Annotated in this window: 6 protein-coding genes; all 6 read right to left on the reverse strand. The window is 74.5% G+C overall.

The window, feature by feature from the left end; translation table 11 throughout:
* Positions 1-127: 127 nt before the first annotated feature.
* The 6 genes from ACGF12_RS07380 to ACGF12_RS07405 all read right to left on the reverse strand — a co-directional run bounded on the left by ACGF12_RS07380 (position 128) and on the right by ACGF12_RS07405 (position 26,182).
* Positions 128-10,663, reverse strand: coding sequence for an SDR family NAD(P)-dependent oxidoreductase (locus ACGF12_RS07380; protein WP_393027000.1), 10,536 nt, complete (start codon positions 10,661-10,663; stop codon positions 128-130).
* Positions 10,623-21,431, reverse strand: a complete 10,809-nt coding sequence (locus ACGF12_RS07385) for an SDR family NAD(P)-dependent oxidoreductase (RefSeq protein ID WP_393026831.1) — start codon at positions 21,429-21,431, stop codon at positions 10,623-10,625. Before ACGF12_RS07385 ends, ACGF12_RS07380 begins: the two co-directional genes overlap by 41 nt.
* A gap of 119 nt (positions 21,432-21,550) precedes the next feature.
* The gene (locus tag ACGF12_RS07390; RefSeq protein ID WP_393027002.1) at positions 21,551-22,867 is read right to left on the reverse strand and encodes a methylaspartate mutase; all 1,317 of its coding nucleotides are present in this window, start codon (positions 22,865-22,867) and stop codon (positions 21,551-21,553) included.
* Positions 22,868-22,905: 38 nt separating this feature from the next.
* Positions 22,906-23,418 carry a cobalamin B12-binding domain-containing protein gene (locus ACGF12_RS07395; RefSeq protein WP_393026833.1) on the reverse strand — a complete coding sequence of 171 codons (513 nt, stop codon included), beginning with the start codon at positions 23,416-23,418 and terminating at the stop codon, positions 22,906-22,908.
* A complete protein-coding gene (locus ACGF12_RS07400; protein ID WP_393026835.1) occupies positions 23,418-24,656 on the reverse strand; it encodes a type III PLP-dependent enzyme in 1,239 nt (412 codons plus the stop codon). Before ACGF12_RS07400 ends, ACGF12_RS07395 begins: the two co-directional genes overlap by 1 nt.
* A complete protein-coding gene (locus ACGF12_RS07405) occupies positions 24,653-26,182 on the reverse strand; it encodes an AMP-binding protein (RefSeq protein WP_393026837.1) in 1,530 nt (509 codons plus the stop codon). Before ACGF12_RS07405 ends, ACGF12_RS07400 begins: the two co-directional genes overlap by 4 nt.
* Between the last annotated feature and the right edge of the window lies 1 nt (position 26,183).

A 26,183-nucleotide genomic window follows, 5' to 3' on the forward strand; every position in this document is an offset into this window, starting at 1 on the left:
GGGGGGGGGGGGGGGGGGGGGGGCGCGGGGGGGGGCGGGGGGGGGGGCCCCCCCCCCCCGGGCCCGGGGGGGGGGGGGGGGGGGGGCCCCCCGCCCGGCCCCCCCCCCCCCCCCCCCCCAGGTCCTGCTAGTCGAACTTGCCGAGCTCGTCGTCGAGGAGGTCGAAGAGCTCGTCGGCGGTGGCCGTGTCCAGCTCCGGGCCGCCCTGGTCGGCGGGCTCCGGGTGCAGGTCGCCGGCCCACCTGGCGGTCAGGGCGCGCAGGCGCAGGGCCACCCGGGAGCGCTGCTCCTCGTTGACCGGGCTGGCCGAGGCCGCTGCTTCGAGCAGGGACTCCAGGCGGATCACCTCGGCCTCGACATCCGGCGCACCGTCCACGTCTTCGACCAGTTCGTCGAAGAGGTGGTCGGCGATGGCCACCGGGGTCGGGTAGTCGAAGGTGAGGGTGGAGGACAGCCGAAGGCCGGTGTCGGCGCTGATCCGGTTGCGCAACTCCAGCGCGGAGAGCGAGTCCACACCCAGCTCACCGAACGCGCGCTCCGGGTCCACCGCCTCGGCGCTCGGGTGCCCGAGCACCTCGGCGACGTGGCCGCGCACGGTCTCCAGCAACAACTGCCTGCTCTCCACCGGGGAGAGCGCCGCGAGCCGCTCGGGCAGCGGGGTGAGCTGCGGCCTGTCGGTCGCGGCCGGCCCTGCCTGGGCGGTGCGGCGGGCCGGGGTCCGGGCGGCCAGCGCGCGGACCATCGGGGGCGCCTGCTCGGTCGGCCGCACCCGCATCGGCAGGAGCAGCGACTGGTCCGAGGTCAGCGCCCGGTCGAAGAGTGCGAGCGCCCGGTCGACCGACAGCGGCTGGATGCCGTCCCGGGAGAGCCGGCGCAGCTCCGCCTCGCCGAGCGAGCCGGCCATCCCGGAGCCGGTGTCCCACAGGCCCCAGCCGAGCGAGAGCGCGGGGAGCCCGGCCGAGCGCCGCCGGGCGGCCAGGGCGTCCAGGAAGGCGTTGGCCGCCGCGTAGTTGCCCTGCCCGGCGGCCCCGAGGGTGGCGGCGGCCGAGGAGAACAGGACGAAGGCGGCCAGGTCCAGGCCCGCGGTCAGCTCGTGCAGGTGCCAGGCCGCGTCCGCCTTGGGCCGCAGCACCGCGTCCAGGCGCTCGTCGGTGAGCGCCGAGATCAGAGCGTCGTCCAGGGCCCCGGCGGCGTGCACCACCGCCGTCAGCGGGTGCTCGACGGGGATGTCGTCGAGCAGCGCGGCCATCGCCTCACGGTCGGCGGCGTCGCAGGCGGCCACCGTCACGGTCGCGCCCAGCTCGGCCAGCTCCGCCAGCTCCGTTGGCAGGACCCCGGTGCGGCTGGTCAGCAACAGGTGCCGGACGCCGTACTCGCCCACCAGGTGCCGGGCGAGCAGGCGGCCGAGGCTGCCGGTACCGCCCGTGATGAGCACGGTGCCCTGCGGGTCCAGCGAGCTGACGCGCTCGAAGGCCGTGGCCTCGGCCAGCCTCGGGACGTACGCCTGACCGGCCCGCAGCGCCAACTCCGGTTCCCCGGTGGCCACCGCCGCCGCCAGGGCGGCCTCGGAGGCGGGGTCCTCATCGAGATCGACCAGGACCAGGCGGTCGGGGTGTTCGACGGCCGCCGCCCGCGCCAGACCCCAGATGCCGGCCTGCGCGAGGTCCGGCGCGCCGTCCACGCCCACCGCACCCCGGGTGACGACCACCAGTGGCGCGCCCTCGGCACGGTCCTCGGCCAGCCGCTCCTGGAGGACGGCCAGGGCGCGGTGAGCAGCCTGACCAGCCTGGGCCGGGGCGTGCGAAACGCCGTCGACGGTGACGCTCACGGTGTCCGGTTCGAGCTGCGCTTCGTCGTGCGGGAGAGCCGCCAACGGCACCGGCACCCAGTGCAGTTCGAACAGGTCGCCGGAGCCCGAGGCGGCCGCGGCCGCGGCCGCGTTCAGCTGCTCGGCGGACACCTGCCGGATCCGCAGCACCGACACCACGGCGACCGGTGCGCCGGCGCCGTCGAAGAGCTGCAGGCTCAACTGCTCGGTGCTCTGCGGGGTGAGCCGCAGCCGCAGGGCCGAGGCACCCGCCGCGTACAGCGTCACGCCCTCCCAGGAGAACGGCAGGGTCATCACCGTCGGGTCCTGGCCGTCCAGCAGGTCGATGGCGTGCAGCGCGGAGTCGAGCAGTGCGGGGTGCAGGCCGAACCCGTTCTGCTCGGCCTCCTCGGGCAGGGCGAGCTCGGCGTAGACCTCCTCGCCCAGCCGCCAGGCGGCCCGCAGGCAGCGGAACAGCGGGCCGTAGCCGTAACCCTGGTCGGCGAGGCGGTCGTAGCTGCCGTCGAGGTCGACGGGCACGGCACCGGCCGGCGGCCAGACCTGAAGCGCGGCGGGTTCCGGCGCGCTCAGCGGGGCCAGGACGCCGGTGGCGTGCCTGGTCCATGCGGCGCCGCTCTCCTCGGTGCGGGCGTGCACGGTGACCGGGCGGCGCCCGGAGCCGTCGTCGGCGCCGGTGACCACCTGGAGCTGGATCCCGCCCTGCGCGGGCAGCACCAGCGGTCGTTCGATGGTCAACTCCTCGACCAGGGTTTTGCCCACCCGGTCGCCCGCCTGGACCGCCAGTTCCACGAAGGCACTGCCGGGCAGCAGCACCACGCCGGCGACGGCGTGCTCGGCCAGCCACGGGTGGGTGCTCAGCGAGAGGCGTCCGGTCAGTACGATGGTGTCGCTCTCCGCCAGCCTGAGCTCGGCACCGAGCAGCGGGTGCCCGGCCGCCGCCTGGCCGAAGCCGGCGGCCTCGCCCGGCCCTGACGGTCCGTCCTCCAGCCAGAGCCGCCGGCGCTGGAAGGCGTACGTCGGCAGGTCGATCCGGCGCACCGCCGTACCGCCGTAGAGCCGCTCCCAGTCGATCGGGACGCCGCGTACCTGCAGCGCGCCCAACGCGGTGGCCAGGGCCAGGGGTTCCTCCTTGTCCCGGCGCAGCACGGAGATCAGCGCCGAGCGCTCGGGGTCGGCCAGGCAGTGCGTGCCCATGGTGGAGAGCACCGCGTCGGGGCCCAGCTCCAGGAAGGTGCGGACCTGCTCGGCCTCCAGGGTGCGGATCCCGTCGGCGAAGCGGACGGCCTCGCGCACGTGTCGCACCCAGTACTCGGGTGAGGTCAGCTCTTCGGTGGTGGCCCGCTCGCCGGTCAGGTTGGAGACGATCGGCACGGTCGGCGGGGCGAACTCAAGGGTGCGCGCGACCTCGGTGAACTCCGCCAGCATCGGGTCCATCAGCGGCGAGTGGAACGCGTGGCTGACCCGCAGGCGCTTGGTCCTGCGGTGGGTGAAGGCGGCCTCGAGGGCGGCCACCGCCTCCTCCGCACCGGACACCACGACGGCGTTCGGCCCGTTGACGGCGGCGATGCTCACGGCCTCCCCGAGGTGCGGCAGCACCTCCTCCTCGGTGGCGTCGACGGCCAGCATCGCACCACCGGCGGGCAGCGCCTGCATCAGGCGGCCCCGGGCCACGACCAGGCGGGCGGCGTCCTGAAGGTTCAGCACGCCCGCGACGTGGGCGGCAGTCAGCTCGCCGATGGAGTGCCCGGCCAGGAAGTCCGGCCTGATGCCCCAGGACTCCAGCAACCGGAAGAGCGCGACCTCCAGGGCGAACAGGGCGCTCTGGGTGTAGCGGGTCTGGTCGAGCAGCTCGGCGTCCTGATCGAAGATCAGCTCCCGCAGCGGCCGGTCGAGGTGCGTGTCCAGCTGGCCGCAGACCTCGTCCAACGCGCGTCGGAAGACCGGCTGGCTCTGGTACAACTCCCGGCCCATGCCCGGGCGTTGCGCGCCCTGCCCGGTGAACAGGAAGGCGAGCTTGCCGGCCACCGGCTTGCCGCGCAGCACGCCGGGCGCCGCCTCGTCGGCCGTCAACGCGGCCAGGCCTGCGGCTAGTTCGTCCCGGTCGCGGGCGATCAGCGCGGCCCGGTGGCCGAGCTCGGAGCGGCCGGTGGCCAGCGAGAAGGCGAGGTCGGCGATCGGCGCTTCCACCAGGGCGGTCAGCTTCGCCGCCTGGGCCGAGAGCGCCTCCGGGGTGGCCCCGGAGAGCAGGACGGGCAGCAGCGGGGCCTCGGTGCCCGCCGGCTCGGCGACCTGCTCGGTGACGGCCTCGATGATGGTGTGGGCGTTGGTGCCGCTGATCCCGAAGGAGGAGATCCCGGCCCGGCGCGGCCGCTCGACCTCGGGCCAGGCCCGGGCCTCGGTCAGCAACCGGACCTCGCCCGCCGACCAGGCCACCTTGCTGGAGGGCCCGTCCACGTGCAGGGTCTTGGGCAGCACGCCGTGGCGCATCGCCTGCACCATCTTGATCACCCCGGCCACACCGGCGGCCGCCTGGGTGTGACCGATGTTCGACTTGATCGACCCCAGCCACAACGGCCGGTCCGCCGACCGGCCCTGGCCGTAGGTGGCCAGCAGCGCCTGCGCCTCGATCGGGTCACCCAACGTGGTACCGGTGCCGTGCGCCTCGACCACGTCGACATCGCTCGCCGAGAGCCCCGCGCTCGCCAGCGCCTGACGGATCACCCGCTGCTGGGACGGCCCGTTGGGCGCGGTCAGCCCGTTGGAGGCACCGTCCTGGTTGACGGCGGAGCCACGGATGACGGCCAGCACCTGGTGCCCGTTGCGCCGGGCGTCCGAGAGGCGCTCCAGCAGCAGCATCCCGGCGCCCTCGGAGAGCGTGGTGCCGTCCGCGCCGTCGGCGAAGGACTTCGCCCGGCCGTCGGCGGCGAGATTGCGCTGCCTGCTGAAGTCCACGAACGTGTCCACGGTGGACATCACCGAGACGCCGCCGGCCAGGGCGAGCGTGCACTCGCCGCCGCGCAGCGCCTGCGCCGCCAGGTGCAGCGCCACCAGCGAGGAGGAGCAGGCGGTGTCCACCGAGAGGGTGGGCCCCTCCAGGCCGAGGGTGTAGGCGACCCGGCCCGAGGCCACGCTGCCGAGGCTGCCGTTGCCCAGGTAGTCCCGCACGTCCTCCGGCGCGTTGCTGAGCCTGCTGCCGTAGTCGTGGTACATCACCCCGGCGAACACGCCGGTGGCGCTGCCCCGCACCGAGTACGGGTCGATGCCGGCGCGCTCCAGCGCCTCCCAGGAGGTCTCCAGGAGCAGGCGCTGCTGCGGGTCCATCGCGATCGCCTCGCGCGGCGAGATGCCGAAGAAGTCCGGCTCGAAGTCGGCGGCGTCGTGCAGGAATCCGCCCTCGCGGGAGTACGTCCGACCGGCCTTGCCCGGCTCCGGGTCGTAGAGTCCCTCGATGTCCCAGCCACGGTCGGCCGGGAACTGCGAGATGCCGTCACCGCCCTCCGCCAGCAGCTGCCACAACTCCTCGGGGGTGCCGACACCACCGGGGAAGCGGCAGGCCATCGCCACGATCGCGATCGGCTCGTCGCCGGCCTGCCGCGCGCCGGCGGCGGGTTCGGGGACCGGCTCGGCGGAGCCGAAGAGTTCGGTCCTGAGGTGGCCGACCAGGGCGGTGGGGTCCGGGTAGTCGAAGACCAGGGTGGCCGGCAGCCGCAGCCCGACCGCCAGGCCCAGCCGGTTGCGCAGTTCCACCGCGGTCAGCGAGTCGAAGCCCCAGTCCCTGAAGGCCCGTCGCGGGTCGAGCACCATGTCCGGGTCGTGGCCGAGCACGGCGGCGACATGGGTGCGGACCAGCTCGAAGAGGGCCGTGTCGCGCTCGGCCCGTCCGAGGGCGGCCAGCCTGTCCAGCGCGCTGCCCGGTGCCGCGGGTGCCGCTGCCGCCGTGCGCCGGGCGGCCGGACGGAGCAGGCCGCGCAGCACCGGGGAGAGCGTGCCCGCCGAACGCAGCGCGGGCAGGTCCAGGCCGATCGGCACCAGCAGCGCCCGGTCCCCGGCCAACGCGAGGTCGAAGAGCGCCAGGCCCTCGGCGGTGGCGATCGGACGCACCCCGGACCTGGCCATCCGCACCACGTCCGCCTCGCTCAGGTGGGCGGTCATCCCGGTGCGCTGCTCCCAGAAGCCCCAGGCCAGCGACAGGCCGGGCAGGCCGAGCGCCCGGCGGTGCTGGGCCAGGCCGTCGAGGAAGGCGTTGGCCGCCGCGTAGCCGGACTGGCCCGCACCGTCCACGGTGCCGGCGGCCGAGGAGAAGAGCACGAACGCCTTGAGGTCGAGACCGGCGGTGAGCTCGTGCAGGTGCCAGGCCGCGTCCACCTTGGGGCGCAGCACCGCGTCCAGCCGCTCAGCGGTGAGCGCGGTGACCAAGCCGTCGTCCAGCGCGCCGGCCAGGTGCAGCACGGCGGTCAGCGGGCGGTCGGCGGGGACGGTGGCGAGCAGGTCGGCGAGCTGCTCGCGGTCGGCCGCGTCGCACTTGGCCACGGTGATCTCCGCGTCCAGGTCGGCGAAGTCGTCCTGGGCGACGCCGCTGCGCCCGGCCAGCAGCAGGTGGCGCACACCGTGCTCGGCCACCAGGTGCCGGGCCACCAGCGCGCCGAGCACGCCGGTGCCGCCGGTGATCAGCACGGTGCCCTCGGCGTCGAGGGGGCTGACGGTGCCCTCCGGTGCGCTCCTGGTCAGCCGGGGCACGTGCACCTTGCCGTCGCGCACGGCGAGTTGGGGCTCGCCCGAGGCGGCGGCCGCCGCCAGGGCCTGCTCGACGGTGGTGTCCTGGTCGGCGTCCACCAGGACGAACTGCTCGGGGTTCTCGCCCTGGGCGGCGCGGGTCAGGCCCCAGACGGCGGCCGCGGCGAGGTCCTGGACGCCCTCGGCGCCCACCGCCACCGCTCCCCTGGTGAGCACCACCAGGCGGGAGGCGGCGACCTTCTCGCTGTCCAGCCACTGCCGCAGGGTCTCCAGCACCTGGACGGAGACGGCCCTGGTGCCGGTGACGGGATCCTCGCCCTGCCGCACCGGCAGGACCACGAACTCCGGTACGGTCGCCAGCTCCGCCAGGCCGCCCTCGCCGAGCACCGCGTGCTCGGGTGCGGGTCCCTCCACCGTGAGGACCGGCCAGTCGAGCCGGAACAGGGCATCGGAACGGGTGGCCGCCCCGAGCGCGGCGGGGTCGGCCGCGCGGGTGGTCAGCGCCTCCACCGAGGCCACCGGGGAGCCGGTGGTGTCGGCGAGCTGGACGGTCAATGCGTCGGTGCCGGTGATCCGCAGGCGCAGTGCCTTGGCTCCCGAGGCGTACAGCGAGACGCCGTTCCAGACGAAGGGCAGCCTGGCCTGGTCCGATTCCTGGCTACCGCCGAGGCCCGCGGCGTGCAGGGCCGCGTCGAAGAGCGCCGGGTGCAGGGCGAACCCCTGCTCCTCCACCGGGAGTTCGACCTCGGCGAAGACCTCCTCGCCACGCCGCCAGGCCGCCTTGAGCCCCTGGAAGGCGGGGCCGTAGTGGTAGCCCTGCTCGGCCAGACCCTCGTACACGCCGTCCACCGGGACCGGCTGCGCACCGGCCGGGGGCCAGGCGGCCAAGTCGAAGCCGGCCTCGGCGGTGTCCGGCTCCAGCAGGCCACTGGCGTGCCTGGTCCACTCGCCCTCGCCGCCCTCGGGGCGCGAGTGCACGGTCAGCGGGCGTCGGCCCGAGTCGTCCGACTCGCCGAGGTGGAGCTGAAGTTGGACCGCGCCCCGCTCGGGCAGCAGCAGCGGCACCTCCATGGTCAGTTCCGCCACCCGGCCGCAGCCGACCTCGTCGCCGGCCTTGACGGCCAACTCCACGAACGCGGTACCCGGCAGCAGGACCGTGCCGCCCACCGCGTGGTCGGCCAGCCAGGGCGCGGTGGCGGTGGCGAGCCGGCCGGTGAAGAGCATGCCGCCGCCGTCGGCGACCGCGACCGAGGCGCCGAGCAACGGGTGTCCGGCGGCGACCAGACCGGCCGCGGTCACATCGCCCACCGCCCGGGAGCTGCCGAGCCAGAACCGCTCGCGCTGGAAGGCGTAGGTGGGCAGATCCACCTTGCGCACGGGCGTCCCGGCGAAGACCGCCGCCCAGTCAAGGACGACGCCGTGCACGTGCGCCTGGGCCAGCGAGGTCAGGAAGCGCTCCGGGCCGCCCTCGTCGCGGCGCAGCGAGCCGATCCCGACGACCTCGGCGTTCAGCGCCTCCGCCGTCTCCTCCACGCTGTGCAGCAGCACCGGGTGCGGGCTGCACTCGACGAAGACGCCGTAGCCACTGTCGAGCAGCAGCCGGGTGGTGCCCTCGAAGAGCACGCTCTGGCGCAGGTTGGTGTACCAGTAGTCGGCGTCCAGGCCCGCGGTGTCGAACAGTTCGCCGGTCACCGTGGAGTAGAACGGCACCTCGGCGGAGCGCGGGCTCAGCCCGGAAAGCTCCTTCAGCAGCCGCTCGCGGATCGACTCGACCTGGGCCGAGTGCGAGGCGTAGTCCACCGGCAGCCGCTTGGCCCGCGCGCCCTCCGCGCGCAGCCCGGCGTGCAGCTGGTCCAAGGCGTCGGCGTCGCCGGAGACCACCACCGAGGCCGCGCCGTTGACGGCGGCCACCGAGAGCCGCCCTTCGTACTCGGCGAGCCGCTCACGGACCTGCTCCGCCGACAGCGCCACCGACATCATGCCGCCGCGCGCGGACAGGGCGTCCGCGATGGCCAGGCTGCGCAGGGTCACCACCTTGGCGCCGTCGGCCAGCGAGAGCGCCCCGGCCACGCAGGCGGCCGCGATCTCGCCCTGCGAGTGCCCGATCACGGCGGCCGGGCGCACCCCGTAGGAGCTCCACAGCTCGGCCAGCGACACCATGACCGCCCAGAGCACGGGCTGCACCACGTCCACCCGCTCCAGCGAGCCCGCGCCGCGGATGACCTCCAGCAGGTCCCAGTCCACGTGCGGGGCCAGCGCCTGGGCGCACTCGGTCATCCTGGCGGCGAACACCGGTGCCGTGTCCAGCAGTTCGGCCGCCATGCCGATCCACTGCGAGCCCTGTCCGGGGAAGACGAAGGCGATCCGGGACTCGCTCTGGCGCCCGCCCTGCACCACGCCCGCCGCGGCGCGGCCGGCGGCGAGCTCCCTCAGCCCGGCGGCCAGCGCGGAGCGGTCCGCGCCGATCACCACCGCACGGTCGCCGAGGGCGGCCCGGGAGGTGGCCAGGGTCCAGGCGAGGTCGGGCAGCGGGGCGCTGTCCAGGTGGTCGAGCAGCCGCTGCGCCTGGGCGGCCAGGCCCTGCTCACCCTTCCCGGAGAGCACCAGCGGCAGCGGTCCGGTCAGTTCGGTGGCGCGCTGCGGCACTTCGGGCTCGGGCACGCTCTCCAGGATCACGTGGGCGTTGGTACCGCTGATGCCGAAGGAGGAGACCGCGGCCCGCCGGGCCTCGCCGCGCTCGGGCCAGTCCCTGGCCTCGGTGAGCAGTTCGACCGCGCCCTCGGTCCAGTCCACCTGCGGGGTGGGCTCGTTGACGTGCAGCGTCTTCGGCATCCGGCCGTGGCGCATCGCCATCACCAGCTTGATCACCCCGGCGACGCCCGCGGCCGCCTGGGTGTGGCCGATGTTCGACTTGATCGAGCCGAGCCAGAGCGGCTCCCCGTCGGCGCGCTCCTGCCCGTAGGTCGCGAGCAGCGCCTGCGCCTCGATCGGGTCGCCCAGCGGGGTGCCGGTGCCGTGCGCCTCCACCAGGTGCACCTGATCGGCGCTGAGCCTGGCGTTGGCCAACGCCTGGCGGATCACCCGCTGCTGGGACGGCCCGTTGGGGGCGGTCAGGCCGTTGGAGGCGCCGTCCTGGTTGATCGCGCTGCCGCGGACCACGGCCAGCACCCGGTGCCCGTTGCGCTCGGCGTCCGACAGGCGCTCCAACAGCACCATGCCGACGCCCTCGCCCCAGCCGGTGCCGTCCGCCGAGGCGGCGAAGGACTTGCACCGGCCGTCCAGCGAGAGCCCGCGCTGGCGGCTGAAGTCCACGAAGGTGTCCGGGGTGGACATCACGGTGACACCGCCGGCCAGCGCGTAGGCGCACTCACCGGTGCGCAGCGCCTGGACCGCCAGGTGCAGCGCGACCAGCGAGGAGGAGCAGGCGGTGTCCACGGTGACGGCGGGCCCCTCCAGGCCCAGCGTGTAGGAGACCCGGCCCGAGGCGACACTGCCCAGGTTGCCGTTGCCGAGATAGCCCTCGACGCCCTCGGGCACCTCGGCCAGCCAACTGCCGTAGTCGTGGTACATCACCCCGGCGAAGATGCCGGTCCGGCTGCCGCGCAGGGTGTGCGGGTCGATGTTGGCCCGCTCGAAAGCCTCCCAGGAGACCTCGAGGAGCAGGCGCTGCTGCGGGTCCATCGCGATCGCCTCGCGCGGCGAGATGCCGAAGAACGCGGCGTCGAAGCGCGGTGCGTCGTAGAGGAAGCCGCCCTCACGGACGTGGGTCTTGCCCGGCGCGTCCGGGTCCGGGTCGTAGAGCCCCTCGACGTCCCAGTCGCGGTCGGCGGGGAAGTCCCCCACCGCGTCCACGCCCTGGTCGACCAGCTGCCACAACTGCTCGGGCGAGCTGACGCCGCCGGGGTAGCGGCAGCTCATCGCCACGATCGCGATCGGCTCCTGCGCCGCGGCCTCGATCCGCGTGTTCTGCTGGCGCAGTCGTTCGTTCTCCAGCAACGACTCGCGCAGCGCCTCGACTATCTGCTCGACAGATGTATCCACGGTCGGTGTCGCTCCCTGATTACTTGGCGTCGCTACGGTCGAGCGCAGTGCGGATGAGATCGGAGATGTCCATGTTCTTGATGGCCGAGGTCCGGTCGGCCCCGGACTCGGCCGGTGCGCCGGGCGCGGCCGGCTTCGAGTCGGCGGCGGTCTCGGAGAGCTTCAGCAGCCGTTCCAGCAGGCCCGACTCGCGGAGCCTGGCCACCGGGATGCCGGCCAGCAACTCGGCCACCCGGGCGTCGTCGGGCTCCTCGCCCGCCGGCTCGGTCCGCTCCGGGCGCAACCTGTCCAGCAGGTACGCGGCGAGCGCCGCCGGGGTGATGTAGTCGAAGATCATCGAGGACGGCAGGCGCAGCCCGCTGACCACCTTCAACTTGTTGCGCAGCTCCACCGCGGCGAGCGAGTCGAAGCCCAGCTCGGTGAAGGCGCGCCTGGGTTGGACGGCTGCCGGGCCGTCGTGCCCGAGCACGGCGGCCACCTGCGAGCGGACCGCCTCCAGCACCGCGTGCTCGTGGTCGGCGGCCGGCAGCGTGCTCAGGCGCTGGGCCAGCGAGGCCGCACCGCTGGAGCCGCCGGCGCCGGTGGCCGCGTCCCGGCGGACGGTGGGCCGCACCAGAGCGCGCAGCACGGCGGGGAGGGACTTGCTGCGCTCGCGCAGCGCCGCCAGATCCAGACGCGCCGGCACCACGGTGGCACGCTCTGCGCGCAGGGCCGCGTCGAACAGGGCCAGCCCCTCGGCCGGGTCCAGCGCGCCGATGCCGGAGCGCTCGATCCGCTCCAGGTCGGCCTCGGCGAGCTGGCCGCCCATCCCGCCGGCTCCCGCCCACAGGCCCCAGGCCAGCGCGGTGGCCGGCAGGCCGGCCGCGACCCGGTGCTCGGCCAGCGCGTCCAGGAAGACGTTGGCGGCCGCGTAGTTGCCCTGCCCGGTGGCGTCCAGAGTGCCGGCCGCCGAGGAGAACAGGACGAACCTGCTGATCTCCCGCTCCAGGGTCAACTCGTGCAGATGCCAGGCACCGTCGACCTTGGGCCGCAGCACCGGGTCGATCCGCTCGGGGGTCAGCGAGCCGATCAGGGCGTCGTCCAGGACACCGGCGGTGTGCACGACGCTTCGCACCGGGTGCTCGGCGAGCAGCGCGGCCAGCGCCGCCCGGTCGGCGACGTCGCAGGCCACCACCGCCACCCGGGCGCCCAGTTCGGTCAGCTCAGCCTGCAGCTCCCGCGCCTCGGGCGCCTCCGGGCCCCGGCGTCCGGCCAGCACCAGGCTGGTGACCGCGTGCTGCCGCACCAGGTGCCTGGCCACCAGCGCGCCCAGACCGCCGGTGCCGCCGGTGATCAGCACGGTGCCCCAGTCGGGGCCGTCCTGATCGGCCTGCGGCAGCTGGACCCTGGCCAGGCGCGGCACCAGGATCGCGCCCTCGCGCAGCAGCAGTTCGGGCTCGCCCGAGTCGAGGGCGGCGGCCAGCAGCGGCAGGGTGGGCGCCTCGGCGGAGTCCACCAGGACGATCCGGCCCGGGTCCTCCGCCTGCGAGGCGCGGACCAGGCCGCGCACGGCGGCGTCCGCCAGGCCCTGGGCGGTCAGCACCACCAGCGTCGCCTTGGCGTACCGGTCCTCGCGCAGCCATTCCTGGACGGGCCCGAGCGCGGCGCGCAGCGCGGCGCGTACGGCCTCCGGGACGGGCCGGCCCGTCGGCGTCGGCACCGGGAGCAGCAGCACGTCGGGGACGGCGTCGCCGAGCGCGGCCAGGTCGGGGTGGACGGGCACGTCGAGGCCGAGGTCGCCGGTGCCGAGCACCGCGAACCGCCGGTTGCCCACGCCCTGGGCGGTCAGCTCAGGGCGTGGCGTCAGCTCCACAGTGAACAGCGAGTCCTGCTGGGGGCCGAGTTGGCCGGCCGCCACCGGCCGGGTCACGAAGGAGGAGACCGAGGCGAGAGGGGTCCCGGCGCCGTCGGCCAGCTCGATCCGGATGCCGCCGCCGTCCTGGCGGGTCAGCCGCACCCGGGCCGCCGAGGCGCCGCCGGTGTGCAGTTCGACCCCGTTCCAGGCGAACGGGAGCAGCACCTTGCCATCCGCCGGTGCCTCCTCACGCTCCTCGTCCAGCAGTGCGGTGGCGTGCAGGGCGGCGTCCAGCAGCGCGGGGTGCAGACCGAAGCGGGCGGCGTCGGGCCGTTCGGTGGCGGGGAGTTCGAGCTCGGTGAAGACCTCCTCGCCGCGCCGCCAGGCGGCCTTGACGCCCTGGAAGACCGGGCCGTACTCGTAGCCCTCGGTGCGCATCTTCTCGTAGAGGCCGGTGACGTCGACCTCGGTCGCGCCGGCCGGCGGCCACTGGGTGGTCGGCTCGGGGCGGTCGGCGGCGCGCTCGGCGAGCAGGCCGGTGGCGTTGGTGGTCCAGTCGGCCTCCTCGTCGCCCGCCGGGCGGGAGAAGATCCGCACGGCCCCGCCGCGCGCGGCGACGACCTGGAGCTGGACGGCTCCCGACTCGGGCAGCAGCAGCGGCGCCTGGAGCGTCAGTTCCTCCAGGACCGGCAGGCCGAGCAGGTCGCCGGCCCGGATCGCCAGGTCGACCAGCGCCGTTCCCGGCAGCAGGACGGTGCCGAGGACGGCGTGCTCGGCCAGCATCGGGTGGGTGGCGCGGGACACCCGGCCGGTCAGCAGCACCTCGTCGGAGGCGGCCAGCCGGATCCCGGCGCCGACCAGCGGGTGGTCCACCGGCGCCTGGCCCAGGCTGCCCGCGTCGCCCTTGGCGGCCGGGACGTCCAGCCAGAACCGCCGGTGCCGGAAGGCGTAGGTCGGCAGCTCGACGGCCCGGGGGGTGTAGTCGCCGTAGAGCGCGGGCCAGTCCAGGGCGGCGCCGTGGGTGTGGGCCTGCGCGAGGGCGCCGAGCAGTTCGGCGACCTCGGGCTTGCCCTTGCGGGCGACGGAGGTGAAGAGCGCCCGGGCGTCGTCGGCCAGGCAGTCCGGGCCCAGGGCGGTCAGCACCGCGTCGGGGCCGAGCTCCAGGAAGGTGGTGACGCCCTGGCCGGCGAGCGTGTCGACGGCGTCGGCGAAGCGCACGCTCTCCCGGACGTGCCGGACCCAGTACTCGGGGGCGCCCAGCTCGGCCGCGCTCGCCGCCTTGCCGGTCAGGGTGGAGACGATCGGGATGTTCGGCTCGGCGTAGTCGAGTTCGGCCAGCACGGCGCCGAACTCGGCCAGCATGCCGTCCATCCGGGGCGAGTGGAAGGCGTGCGAGACGGTCAGCCGCTTGGCGCGCCCGAAGTGGGCCGCCACCTCCTGCACCGCCTCGGTGTCGCCGGAGAGCACCACCGAGCGCGGCCCGTTGACCGCCGCGATGCCGACCCGCTCGTCCAGCAGCGGAAGCACCTCGGCCTCGCTCGCCCGCACCGCGACCATCGCGCCGCCCTCGGGCAGCGCCTGCATCAGCCGGCCCCGGGCGGCGACGGCCTTGGCCGCGTCCGCCAGCGACCAGACGCCGCTGACGTGGGCGGCGGCCAGCTCGCCGATCGAGTGGCCGGCCAGGAAGTCCGGGCGCAGGCCGAGGGACTCCAGCAGCCGGAACAGCGCCACCTCGGTGGCGAACAGCGCGGCCTGGGTGCAGGCCGTCCGGCCCAGGAGTTCGGCGTCGTCGCCGAAGACCACCTCGGCCAGCGGGCGCTCCAGGGCGCCGTCCAGGTGGGCGGCGACGAGGTCGAAGTGCTCGGCGAAGACCGGGAACGCCTCGTACCACTCGCGTCCCATGCCGGGGCGCTGCGAGCCCTGGCCGGAGAAGAGGAAGGCCAGGCCGCCCTCGTCGACGGTGCCGGTGACCAGCCCGGGCGCCTCCGTACCCGCGCTCAACGCGGCCAGGGCGGCGCCGAGTTCGGCGCGCTCGGCGGCCAGCACCACGGCGCGGTACGGGTGGGCGCTGCGGGTGGTGGCCAGCGCGAGGCCCAGGTCGGCGAGGTCCGCGTCGCCAGTGGCGGCCAGCTTCTCGGCCTGGGCGGCCAGCGCCTCGGGGCTGCGGCCGGAGACCGGCAGCGCCACCAGGGTGGGCGGGGTTCCGGTGGCCGGGGCGTCCTCGGTGAACGGCGCCGCTTCGAGGATCACATGGGCGTTGGTGCCGCTGATGCCGAAGGAGGAGACGGCGGCGCGGCGCGGCGCGCCGGTCTCGGGCCAGTCCCGGGCTTCGGTGAGCAGTTCGACGGCGCCCGCCGTCCAGTCCACCTGGTCCGAGGGGGCGTCCACGTGCAGGGTCTTGGGCAGCACGCCGTGGCGCATCGCCTCGACCATCTTGATCACGCCCGCGACGCCCGCGGCGGCCTGGGTGTGGCCGATGTTCGACTTGATCGAGCCGAGCCAGAGCGGGCGCTCCTCGGTGTGCTCCTGGCCGTAGGTGGCCAGCAGCGCCTGGGCCTCGATCGGGTCGCCCAGCGTGGTGCCGGTGCCGTGCGCCTCCACCACGTCGACCTCGGCGGCCGACAGCCCGGCGCTGGCCAGCGCCTGACGGATCACCCGCTGCTGGGACGGCCCGTTGGGGGCGGTCAGGCCGTTGGAGGCGCCGTCCTGGTTGATCGCGCTGCCCCGCAGCACGGCGAGCACCCGGTGCCCGTTGCGCTCGGCGTCGGAGAGCCGCTCCAGCACCAGCATGCCGACGCCCTCGCCCCAGCCGGTGCCGTCCGCCGCGGCCGCGAAGGACTTGCAGCGCCCGTCGGCGGCCTGGCCGCGCTGACGGCTGAAGTCGATGAAGGTGTCGGGGGTGGACATCACGGTGACACCGCCGGCCAGGGCGAGCGTGCACTCGCCGCCGCGCAGCGCCTGCGCGGCCAGGTGCAGGGTGACCAGCGAGGAGGAGCAGGCGGTGTCGACGGTGACGGCCGGCCCTTCGAGGCCGAGCGCGTAGGAGACGCGTCCGGAGAGCACGCTGCCGAGGGTGCCGTTGCCGAAGTAGGCGGCCACCTCCTCGGGGGCGTCGGTGAGCCAGCTGCCGTAGTCGTGGTACATCACGCCGGCGAACACGCCGGTGGCGGTGCCGCGGACCGTCGCCGGATCGATGCCGGCGCGCTCGAACGCCTCCCAGGAGACCTCCAGCAGCAGGCGCTGCTGCGGGTCCATCGCGACCGCCTCGCGCGGGCTGATGCCGAAGAAGTCGGCGTCGAACTCCGCGGCCCGGTAGAGGAATCCGCCCTCGCGGGAGTAGGTCTTGCCGGGCGTGCCCGGCTCCGGGTCGTAGATCCCCTCGGTGTCCCAGCCGCGGTCGGCCGGGAAGTCCGCGATGGTGTCGACGCCGTCGGCGACCAGGTGCCACAGGTCCTCGGGGGACTCCACGCCGCCGGGGTAGCGGCAGCTCATCCCGACGATCACGATCGGGTCTCCCCCAGCCCGGCGGCTGGGAGGCGCCCCCACGGCCAGGCCTGCGGCCGCCGCCACCGGCGCGGCCGGGGCCCCGGGCTCGCTGCCGAACAGGGTGTCGCGGATGTACTCGGCCAGCACCTTCGGCGCCGGGTAGTCGAAGACCAGCGTGGCCGGAAGCCGCAGCCCGGTCGCCGAGTTGAGGCGGTTGCGCAGTTCCACGGCGGCCAGCGAGTCGAAGCCGATCTCGGTGAACGCCCGGGTCGGGCTGATCGCCGCCGCGCTCTCGTGCCGCAGCACGGCCGCCACCTCGGTGCGGACCAGCTCCAGCAGGGTCCGGTCCCGCTCGGCGACGGGCAGCGCGCCGAGCGCGTTGCCGCCGTCCTGGGCGCGGGTGCCGCGGGCGGCCGACGCCCGGCGGTTGACCGGCCGCACCAGGCCGCTGAGCAGCGCGGGGATGCCGTCCGTACGTCGGCGCACGGCGGCGGTGTCCACCTCGATCGGGACGACCCGGGCGGCGCCGGTGCGCACGGCGGCGTCGAAGAGCCGCAGCGAGTGCGCCGCGTCCAGTCCGGGCAGTCCGTAGCGGGCGATCCGGGCCAGCGTCGCCTCGTCGAGCGCGGCACCCATGCCGGCCTCGCCGGTCCACAGGCCCCAGGCGAGGGCGGTGGCGGGCAGGCCCAGCTCGGCGCGGTGTTCGGCCAGGGCGTCCAGGAAGGCGTTGGCCGCCGCGTAGTTGGCCTGTCCGGCGCCGTCGAGGACGGCGGCGAGCGAGGAGAAGAGCACGAAGGCCTTGAGGTCCAGCTCGGCGGTGAGCTCGTGCAGGTGGCAGGCGCCGTCCACCTTGGCCCGGAACACCTCCTCCAGCGTCTCCTCGGTGAGCGAGCCGATCACTCCGTCGCGCACCGTGCCGGCGGCGTGGATCACCGAGTCGACCGGGTGGGCCGCCAGCAGCGCGGCCACCGAGGCGCGGTCGCCCACGTCGCAGGCGACCACGGCCACCTCGGCACCCAACTCGTTCAGTTCGGCCTCGAGTTCGGGCGCCGAGCCGCGGCGCCCGGCCAGCACCAGGCTGCGCACACCGTGCTCGGTGACCAGGTGCCGGGCCAGCAGTCCGCCCAGGCCGCCGGTGCCGCCGGTGATCAGGACGCTCCCCCACTGGGGCTTCGGGTTCGCCGCCGAGGGCAGGGCGGCCAGCCGCGGGGCTGTGAACTCGCCGCTCAGCAGCGACAGTTCGGGCTCTCCGGTGGCGAGCGCGGCGGACAGCTCGGCCTCGGTGGGCAGGTCGGGGTGCTCGATCAGGACGAACCGGCCGGGGTTCTCCGCCTGCGCCGAGCGGACCAGGCCGCGGACGGGTGCCTGGGCGAGCGCCGGCGAAGTGACCACCACCAGCGTGGAGTCGGCGAAGCGGTCGTCGGCCAGCCAGGCCTGGAGCACCCGCAGCACCCGGGCGGTGGCGCCCCGGGCCGCGAGCGGCAGCTCCTCGGCGCCGGCCACCGCGGGCAGCACGACGGCGTGCGGCAGCGGGTCGGCCGAGGTGGTCAGGTCGGCCAGCGCGGTCAGGTCGGCGAGCTCGCCGTCCAGCATCGCGGTCCGCAGCGGCCGCGGCTCGGCCGGCACGGCCAGCGGAGACTGCCGTACGGCGTAGAGGACTTCGTCGTCCGAGACCGGGCGGGAGACCAGGCCCCGGACGGTGGCCAGCGGTGCGCCGGTGGCGTCGGCGAACTCCAGGGCCAGGGTGTCCTTGCCGGGGTGGGAGATCCGCACCCGCACCGAGGCGGCGCCGGCGGCGTGCAGCGACACCCCGGTCCAGGCGAACGGCACCAGCACCTCGGCGCGGGGCTCGGCGCCCAGGTCGGCGGCGTGCAGGGCGGCGTCCAGCAGCGCCGGGTGCAGGCCGAACTCGGCGGCTTCGGCCACCAGTTCGGTGGGCAGCTCGACCTCGGCGAAGACCTCGCCGCCGTGCCGCCAGGCCGCCTTGAGACCCTGGAAGGCCGGACCGTAGCCGTAACCCTGGGCCGCCAGGGCCTCGTAGACGCCCGTGAGGTCGATCGCCTCGGCGCCCTGCGGCGGCCAGCTGTCCAGCGGCTGCGGCAGCGGCTCGGCGGCGGGTGCCAGCACACCACTGGCGTGCTGGGTCCACTGCCCGGCGTCCGCGCCGTCCGCCCTGGAGTGGATGGTCAGCTGTCGGCGCCCGCTCTCGTCCGGCTCGCCCACCGCGACCTGGATGCCCGCGCCGCCCTCGGCCGGCAGCACCAACGGGGCGCCCAGGGTGAGTTCCTCGATCGCACCGGCGCCCACGTGGTCGCCCGCGCGCACGGCCAGCTCGACGAAGGCGGTGCCGGGGAGGAGCACCCGCCCGACGATGACGTGGTCGCCCAGCCAGGGCTGGGCGCGCAGCGAGAGGTGGCCTGTGAGCACCACGCCGTCCGCACCGACGGCCACCACGGCGCTCAACAGCGGGTGTCCGGCGGGCAGTTGGCCGATGCCGGCGAGGTCGGCGTGGGCCGAGCCCGGCTCCAGCCAGAACCGCTTGCGCTGGAAGGGGTAGTTCGGCAGCTCGATCCGACGGCCGTCGCGGCCGGCGTGGAAGCGGGCCCAGTCCACCGGGACACCGGTGGTGTAGGCCGCCGCCAGGGCCAGCACGGCCTGCCGGGGCTCGGGGTGCTCGCGGCGCAGCAGCGGGGCGAAGACGGCCGGGGAGCCGTCCAGGCACTCCTGGCCCATGGCGCAGAGCACGCCGTCCGGGCCGATCTCCAGGAAGGTGTCGACCCCGGCGGCCGCCAGCCAGTCCATCGCGGCGGCGAACCGCACCTGGGCGGCCACGTGCTCGACCCAGTACTCGGGCGTCGCCACCGCCTCGGTGCACAGCTCACCGGTGACCGTGGAGACGATCGGGATCTTCGGCGCGGTGTACTCCAGCACCCTGGCGATCCGGCGGAACTCGGTGAGCATCGGCTCCATCAGCGGCGAGTGGAAGGCGTGGCTCACCCGTAGCCGCTTGGTCCGGTGCCCGGCCGCGGCCAGCTCCTCGGCGATCCGCAGCACCTCCCGCTCGTCGCCGGAGAGCACCACCGCGCGGGGGCCGTTGACCGCCGCGAGGCCGACCCGCTCGGTGAGCAGCGCCGCCACCTCGGCCTCGGTGGCCTGCACCGCGACCATCGCGCCGCCGGCCGGCAGGGCCTGCATCAGTCGGCCGCGCGCGGCCACCAGGATGGCGGCGTCCTCCAGGGTGAGCACCCCGGCGACGTGCGCGGCGGCCAGCTCGCCGATGGAGTGCCCGGCCACGTAGTCGGGGCGCAGGCCCCAGCTCTCGGCCAGCCGGAACAGCGCGACCTCGATCGCGAACAGGGCGGGCTGGGCGTACCCGGTGTGGTGCAGCAGTTCGGCCTCGGCCGAGCCCTCGGCCGCGAACAGCACCTCGGTGAGCGGCAGGTCCAGCTGGAGGTCCAGGTAGCCGCAGACCTTCTCCAGGGCGACGGCGAACACCGGGAACTCGGCGGCCAGTTCGCGGCCCATCGCGAGGCGCTGGCTGCCCTGCCCGGTGAACAGGAAGGCGAGCTTGCCGGGGCCGGCGACGGCGGTGGGGGCCTCGCCGGAGGCGATCGCGGCCAGGGCGGCGCGCAGCTCCTCGCGGCTCTCGGCGACGATCGCGGCGCGGTCCGCCAGGCCGGCCCGGGTGGTGGCCAGCGAGTGGGCGAGGTCGGTGAGCCGGACCTCGTCGCCGTCCAGCAACGGCAGCAGGTCCGCGGCGCGCTCGCGCAGGGCCTGCTCGCCGCGCGCCGACAGCACGTACGGCAGCACCCCGGAGTCGGCGGGGGCGGTGGCGGGCTCCTCGGCGAGCGGCTGCTCGGCCTCGGCGTCGTGCTCCAGCACGACGTGGGCGTTGGTGCCGCTGACGCCGAAGGAGGAGACGCCGGCTCGGCGCGGCGCGCCGGTCTCGGGCCACGGCCGGCCCTCGGTGAGCAGTTCGACGGCGCCGGCCGACCAGTTGACGTGCGGGCTCGGGGCGTCGATGTGCAGGCTCTTCGGCAGGTAGCCGTGGCGCATGCTCAGCACCATCTTGATCACCCCGGCGACGCCGGCGGCGCCCTGGGTGTGGCCCAGGTTCGACTTGGCCGAGCCGAGCAGCAGCGGCGCGTCCTCGGGCCGGTCCTGCCCGTAGGTGGCGAGCAGCGCGGTGGCCTCGATCGGGTCGCCGAGCGTGGTGCCGGTGCCGTGGGCGTCGACGGCGTCCACCTCGGCGGCGCGCAGGCCGGCATTGGCCAGGGCCTGGCGGATCACCCGCTGCTGGGAGGTGCCGCTGGGGGCGGTGAGCCCGTTGGAGGCGCCGTCCTGGTTGACGGCGGAGCCGCGGACCACGGCCAGCACCCGGTGCCCGTTGCGCTTGGCGTCGGAAAGCCGCTCCAGCACCAGGACGCCGACGCCCTCGGCGAAGCCGGTGCCGTCCGCGGCGGCGGCGAAGGCCTTGCAGCGGCCGTCGGGGGCCAGGCCGCGCTGGCGGCTGAAGGCGGTGAAGACGCCCGGGCCGCCCATCACGGCGACGCCGCCGGCCAGCGCCAGCGAGGACTCCCCCGCGCGCAGCGACTGGCAGGCCAGGTGGATCGCGACCAGCGAGGCCGAGCAGGCGGTGTCCACGGTGACGGCGGGGCCCAGCGCGCCGAGCACGTAGGCCACCCGCCCGGAGATGACGCTGGGGGCGTTGCCAGTCAGCAGGTAGGCGTCCAGGCCGTCGGGGGCCTCGTACAGCCGCGGGCCGTACTCCTGCACCTCGGCGCCGAAGAACATGCCGGCCTCGGTGCCGCGCAGCGCCAGCGGGTCGACCCCGGCGTGCTCCAGGGCCTGCCAGGCGGTCTCCAGGACGAGCCGCTGCTGCGGGTCCATGCCCAGCGCCTCGCGCGGGCTGATGCCGAAGAAGTCGGCGTCGAACTCGGTGGCGGTGTCGATGAAGCCGCCGGCGCGGACGTAGCTGCCGCCGGGGGTCTCCGGGTCCTCGTCGAACAGCCGGTCCAGGTCCCAGCCGCGGTCGGTGGGGAAGTCGGAGAGCACCTCGCCGCCGTCGCGCAGCAGCTGCCACAGCCCGTCCGGGGAGTCCACCCCGCCCGCGAACCGGCAGCCGATGCCCACGATCGCGATCGGCTCGTCCGCCGCACCGAGGTTGGCGGTCGGGGCCGGTTCGGGGGTGACGGCGCCGAGCGCCGCCGCGAGCAGCCGATCGACCAGCGCGGCCGGGGTCGGGCACTCGTAGACCACGGTGACCGGCAGGTCGAGACCGGTGGCCGCGACCAGGCGGGCCTGCAGGTCGACCGAGGCCAGCGAGTCGAAGCCGAGCTCGGTGAAGGCACGCGCGGTGTCCAAGGTCTCGGCCGCCTCCGGGCGTGCGGCCTTCAGCGCCGCGACCGCCGCGCTGCTCACGAGGTCGAGAACCAACCTCCGGTGCTCCGACGGCGCGGCAGCGGCCAGCAACCGGGCCAGTACTGAATCGGAACTGGACTCATTCATCCGCGCATCTCCCACATTCGGCCAAGACCGTTTAGCAAACGAACAGTTACGCGGGGACGGCTGCGCCCAGCCGCGCATCGCCCCCGTCACGCCGCGCCACTCCCAGCGCCTGGCTGGGCTCAGACAGCACCGCCGGAAAGCGCATGGCCCTGCCCGGCGGCAATCGCTTCGTTGTCGAACTTCCAGCGGATGTAGGACAGTGACCCCAGCAGCTCGCCGGAGGTGACGGTGTGGGACTCGCCGGCCTCCACCACCCCGGCCAGCGGCAGCCTGCCGATGTTCGCCCAGCGCAGCCGCCCCTCCCCGTCCAGGTAGCTGCGGGTGCGCCCCTGGTTGTCGGGGTGCAGGCAGTAGGGGATGTCCAGGTACCCGCGCTGGAACGCCAGCAGCATCGCCCGCCCGACGTCCGGGTCCAGGTTCAGCACCGCGGAGACCAGCGCCGCGGCCTCCGCGTAGGTCTGCGAGTCGGCGCCGTCATCGGCGACCCGCTCGGTGCGGGCCGCGCGCGCGGCCGCGTGCTCCAGCGCGCTGACGTTCTCCGCCACCGTCGGGATCCGCACGGACTCGGCGACGGTCTTCACGATCAGCCGCTCCGAGCCGGTGGAGGCGGCCAGCTCGGCCGCGTCGCCGAGCAGCGCCAGCGCCCCGTGCGGCGTGGTGGGGTAGACGCCCATGTAGGCGTAGATGACGACATGCCAGTCCGCCTCGGCCAGCAGTTCGGCGCAGAGCCGGCGCAGCGCGAACACGGCCTCCATGTCCTGGCCTTGGTGCGTCTGCTGGGCGTAGCTGGCCGAGATCGAGCGCAGCCCGTGCTGGTAGAAGAACAGCGCTTCGAGCGCGCTGATCGCCACCAGTTGGCTGGGCGGGCAGAGTTGGCCGAGCATGCAGCCGCCGAAGGTCTCCAGGTGCGGATCCCGCCCGAGTTCGCGCAGCCGACTGAAGAGGGAGCAGGAGCGCGACCAGTTCTCCACCGACTCACGCAGCGGGATGCGCCCGTACGGAAGGCAGTAGGAGACCGGACCGCCTTCCGAGGCGTCCAGTCCCACCGTCATCAGCGCCCGGAAGATGTCCAGCGGCGCGGCCGAGCCGTGCCGGACCTGCACCGGGAAGTCCGCGCCGTGGATCCCGTCCAGCACCCTCCTGGTGGTCTCCAGATCATGGCTGACGATCGGGTAGCCGTTGAGCGACACGCCTTCCAGCAGGGCGAGTTCGGCGGACTCCAGGTCGTTCACCCGGGTGTAGCTGTCCAGGGTGACGGTGCCGACCGTACGGCCGGCGGCACCCTTGGTGGCCAGCAGTCCGGCCCGCATCAGCTCCGGGTCGCTCATCCCCATCCGGGGCTGCACCACGAGTTCGCCCGCCCGGTGCGCCCGGCGGACGAACGCGCCGAAGCCGCCGAACCCGGCGACCTCGCCGCACCTGCCGGAACCGACCACCTCGCCCAAGCCGCCGAGCCCGCCGACCTCGCCCCCGATCACGTCAACACCCGCTGCGGGAGCGAGTCGAGCAGCCGCCGGAAGGAGGCGATCCCCTCCGCCCCGTCGTCGAAGACCGCGTCGTAGCCGGCCGCGATCAACTCGGCCAGCTGCTCGGCGCTCTGGGCGCCCGCGATGCCCAACTTGCCGCCGATCACCGCCGGGACGGCGCTCAGCTCGTCGCGCTCGCGCACCTTGCTGATCATCCGGATGCCGTCCTGGAAGCCGTGCCCGTTGACGCTGCTGACCACCAGCAGCGCCGGACGGCGGGCCAGGCTCTCGCTCACCAGCAGGTCGGTGGGCACGCAGGGGCCCAGGTTCACCACGTCGAACCCCATCTCCTCCAACAGCAGCTGCAGGAAGACCAGGTTCCAGGTGTGCGAGTCGGAGGTGCCGCCCGCGACGATCACCGTCGCGTCCCGCTTGACCACGGCGGGGAGGTCCTGCGCGGCGGCGACAGGCTGGTCCCGCGCGGCGGCGACGGCCTTTCTCTGCTCTGCGGGCAGCGACATCACAGGTCCTGGCCGAGTTCGTAAACGCGGATGTGCTCGATCCGCGACACCGAGACCAACTCCTCGCCGCGGACCAGGATCTCGGTCGGTGCCGGGCGCCCGAGGAACATCAGCAGGCTGGCCGTCGGGCCGTAGGCGCCGGCGTTGGGGATGCTCACCACGTCCCCGGGCGCCAACGCGGGCAGCTCGATGTCGCGACCGAGCACATCGCCCGGAGTGCAGAGCGGACCGACCAGGCTGGCGATCTGCTCGAGCGGGATCCCCTCGTCGTCCAGGCGCACCGAGACCGGCATGATCCGGCCCAGCCCGGACATGCCGCCGAAGGTGTTGATCCCGCCGTCCAGGATCACGAAGCGCCTTCCGCGGCTCTCCTTGAGGTTGACCACGCCGACCATCAGGGTGCCGCTGTCGCCGACCAGGTAGCGCCCGGACTCGACCGCGATCCTCACCTCGCCGCTGCGCCAGCCGGGGAACCACTCGTCCAGCGAGATCGCCATCGCCTCACGCAGGTTGCCGTACACCGGCCGCTCGCCGCGGACCGCGTACGGCACCGAGAAGCCGCCGCCGATGTCGACGAAGCGAAAGCGCGTACCGAGCTCGTCCTGCACCCGGGCGGCCACCGCGATGGTGTGCTGGAACTCCCCGATCAGGCTCGCCTCGTCCTTGGCGTTGCTGAGCGGGAAGAAGTGCGCGCCCGCCACGTCCGTACCCGGCACGTCGAGGAGCTGCTCGCGCAGCTCGGGCAGTGTCTCGCTGTCGAAGCCGAACTGGGAGGGCACCCCGGTCATCCGGATGCTGGACGTGGCGCTGGCACTGGCGCTGTTGACCCGCAGCAGGCAGGTGGCGACCACGCCGAGCCGGGTGGCGACCGCGCCGATGTTGCGCAGATCACCCAGCGACTCGACCGAGAAGAGCCGTACCCCGGCACTCAGCGCCTCGGTCAGCTCCCCCTCGGTCTTGCCGGGGCCGGTGTAGAGGATCTCGCTGCCCTGGAAGCCCGCACTCAGCACCGCGGCGAGCTCACCGGTGGAGCTGATCTCCGCCCGGCAGCGCCGGCCCTCGCCGGCACGCATCTCGCGCAGCAGCTCGGGGTGCGGGTTCGCCTTCGCCGCGTAGAAGAGCTCGACCTCCTCGGGCAGCGCGGCGAACAGGTCGCGTCGGGCGGCCGCGACGCGGTCCAGGTCGTAGACGTACGACGGAGTACCGAAGCGCTTGGCAAGCTCGGCGTAGCCGGTCACGGGGTGGCCCCTTCGAAGAGTAGAGCGAGCTTCCTGCGATCGTGCTTGCCGTGCAGCGTGAGCGGCAGTTCCTCGACCATCCGGCACAGGCCCGGCACCTTGGCCGGTTCCAGGCGCAGCGACAGCTCCCGCAGCACCGTGTGCGGCGCCAGGTCGCCCACCACGCAGACCGCGAGGTCACGGTCCTCGGTCGGCGGCAGCGCCGCGGCGGCCTGGACACCGGGGATGTCCATCGCGGCCGCCTCGATCTCGATCGTGCTCATCCGCACGCCCTTGCGCTTGAACATGTCGTCCCGGCGGCCCTCGTAGTAGAGGAACCCGTCCTCGTCCACACTGCCGAAGTCACCGGTGTGCAGGCGCCGTTGCCCACTGACCGGGTCGGTGCGGAAGGTCTTGGCGGTGAGCTCGGGCGCCCGCCAGTAGCCGGGCATCACGTGCGGGCCCTCGACCACGATCTCGCCGACCGCGCCGGTGGGCACCTCATTGCCGTCCTCGTCGAGGATCAACACCCTGGTGCCCGGCAGCGGACGGCCCACCGAGGTGGGCTTGACGTCCTCGAACTCGGGCGGCAGCACCGAGATGCGCTTGCACTCGGTCTGGCCGAACTGGCGGACCACCTCGGCGCCGGGGAAGGCCGTGCGCAGCGCGTCCACCGTGGTCTTCGGCAGCGCGGCACCGGTGTTGGTGAACAGCCGCACCTTGAACCCGCCGCCCGGGTCGCGCTCGGCGAGGGAGCAGATCATCGCCGCCAGCGAGGGCACGATCGGCACCACGGTCGCGCCGCTCTCACGGATCCGCTTGAGCAGCACCAGGTCCGAGTCGGTGTCGGCCAGCACCAGTTCCGAGCGGCCGAGCGCGGCGATCAGGATCTTGTAGAGCCCGTAGTCCCAGGAGATCGGGAACCGGCAGAACACCACGTCGTCGGGGCGATAGCCGAGTTCCTGGTTGATCGCCCTGGAGGCGAAGACCATCTGGCGGTGCGGGCAGATCACGCCCTTGGGCGCGGCGGTGCTACCGGAGGTGTAGACCAGGACGGCGACCTCGTCGGCGTCGACCTCCTGGACCGAGGCCCGCACGCCGGCACCGTGCAGAGCCGTCACCTCGGGCCAGACCTCGCCGAAGCCCAGCACCTCGACCGGCGAGAGCCCGGAGATCCGGTCCACCGCGGTGTCGGCGACGATCACCAGCCGGGGTTCGGCGTTGGCGAGCACCGAACGCAGGTGGTACTCCTTCATGCCCGGGTTCAGCGGCACCAGCACCGCACCGCGCCGGGCCGTGCCGTAGAACAGCGCCACCAGCGCCCGGTTGCTCGGCAGTTGGACCAGCACCCGGTCACCGGGGCGCACGTCGCGCGACTCCAGCCACGCGTCGACCGCGTGGCTGTACTCGCCGAGCTCCTGGTAGGTCCATCGCCCGTCCCGGTCGCTGACCGCGACGGCACCGGGCGCGGAGTCTGCCGTCGCCTCGTCGAGCACCCCGTGCACCAGCACGGCGGGCTCGGCCTGCGGTATCGCGTCACCACTCACG

The sequence above is a fragment of the Kitasatospora sp. NPDC048296 genome, assembly GCF_043201815.1.
Lineage (GTDB): Bacteria > Actinomycetota > Actinomycetes > Streptomycetales > Streptomycetaceae > Kitasatospora.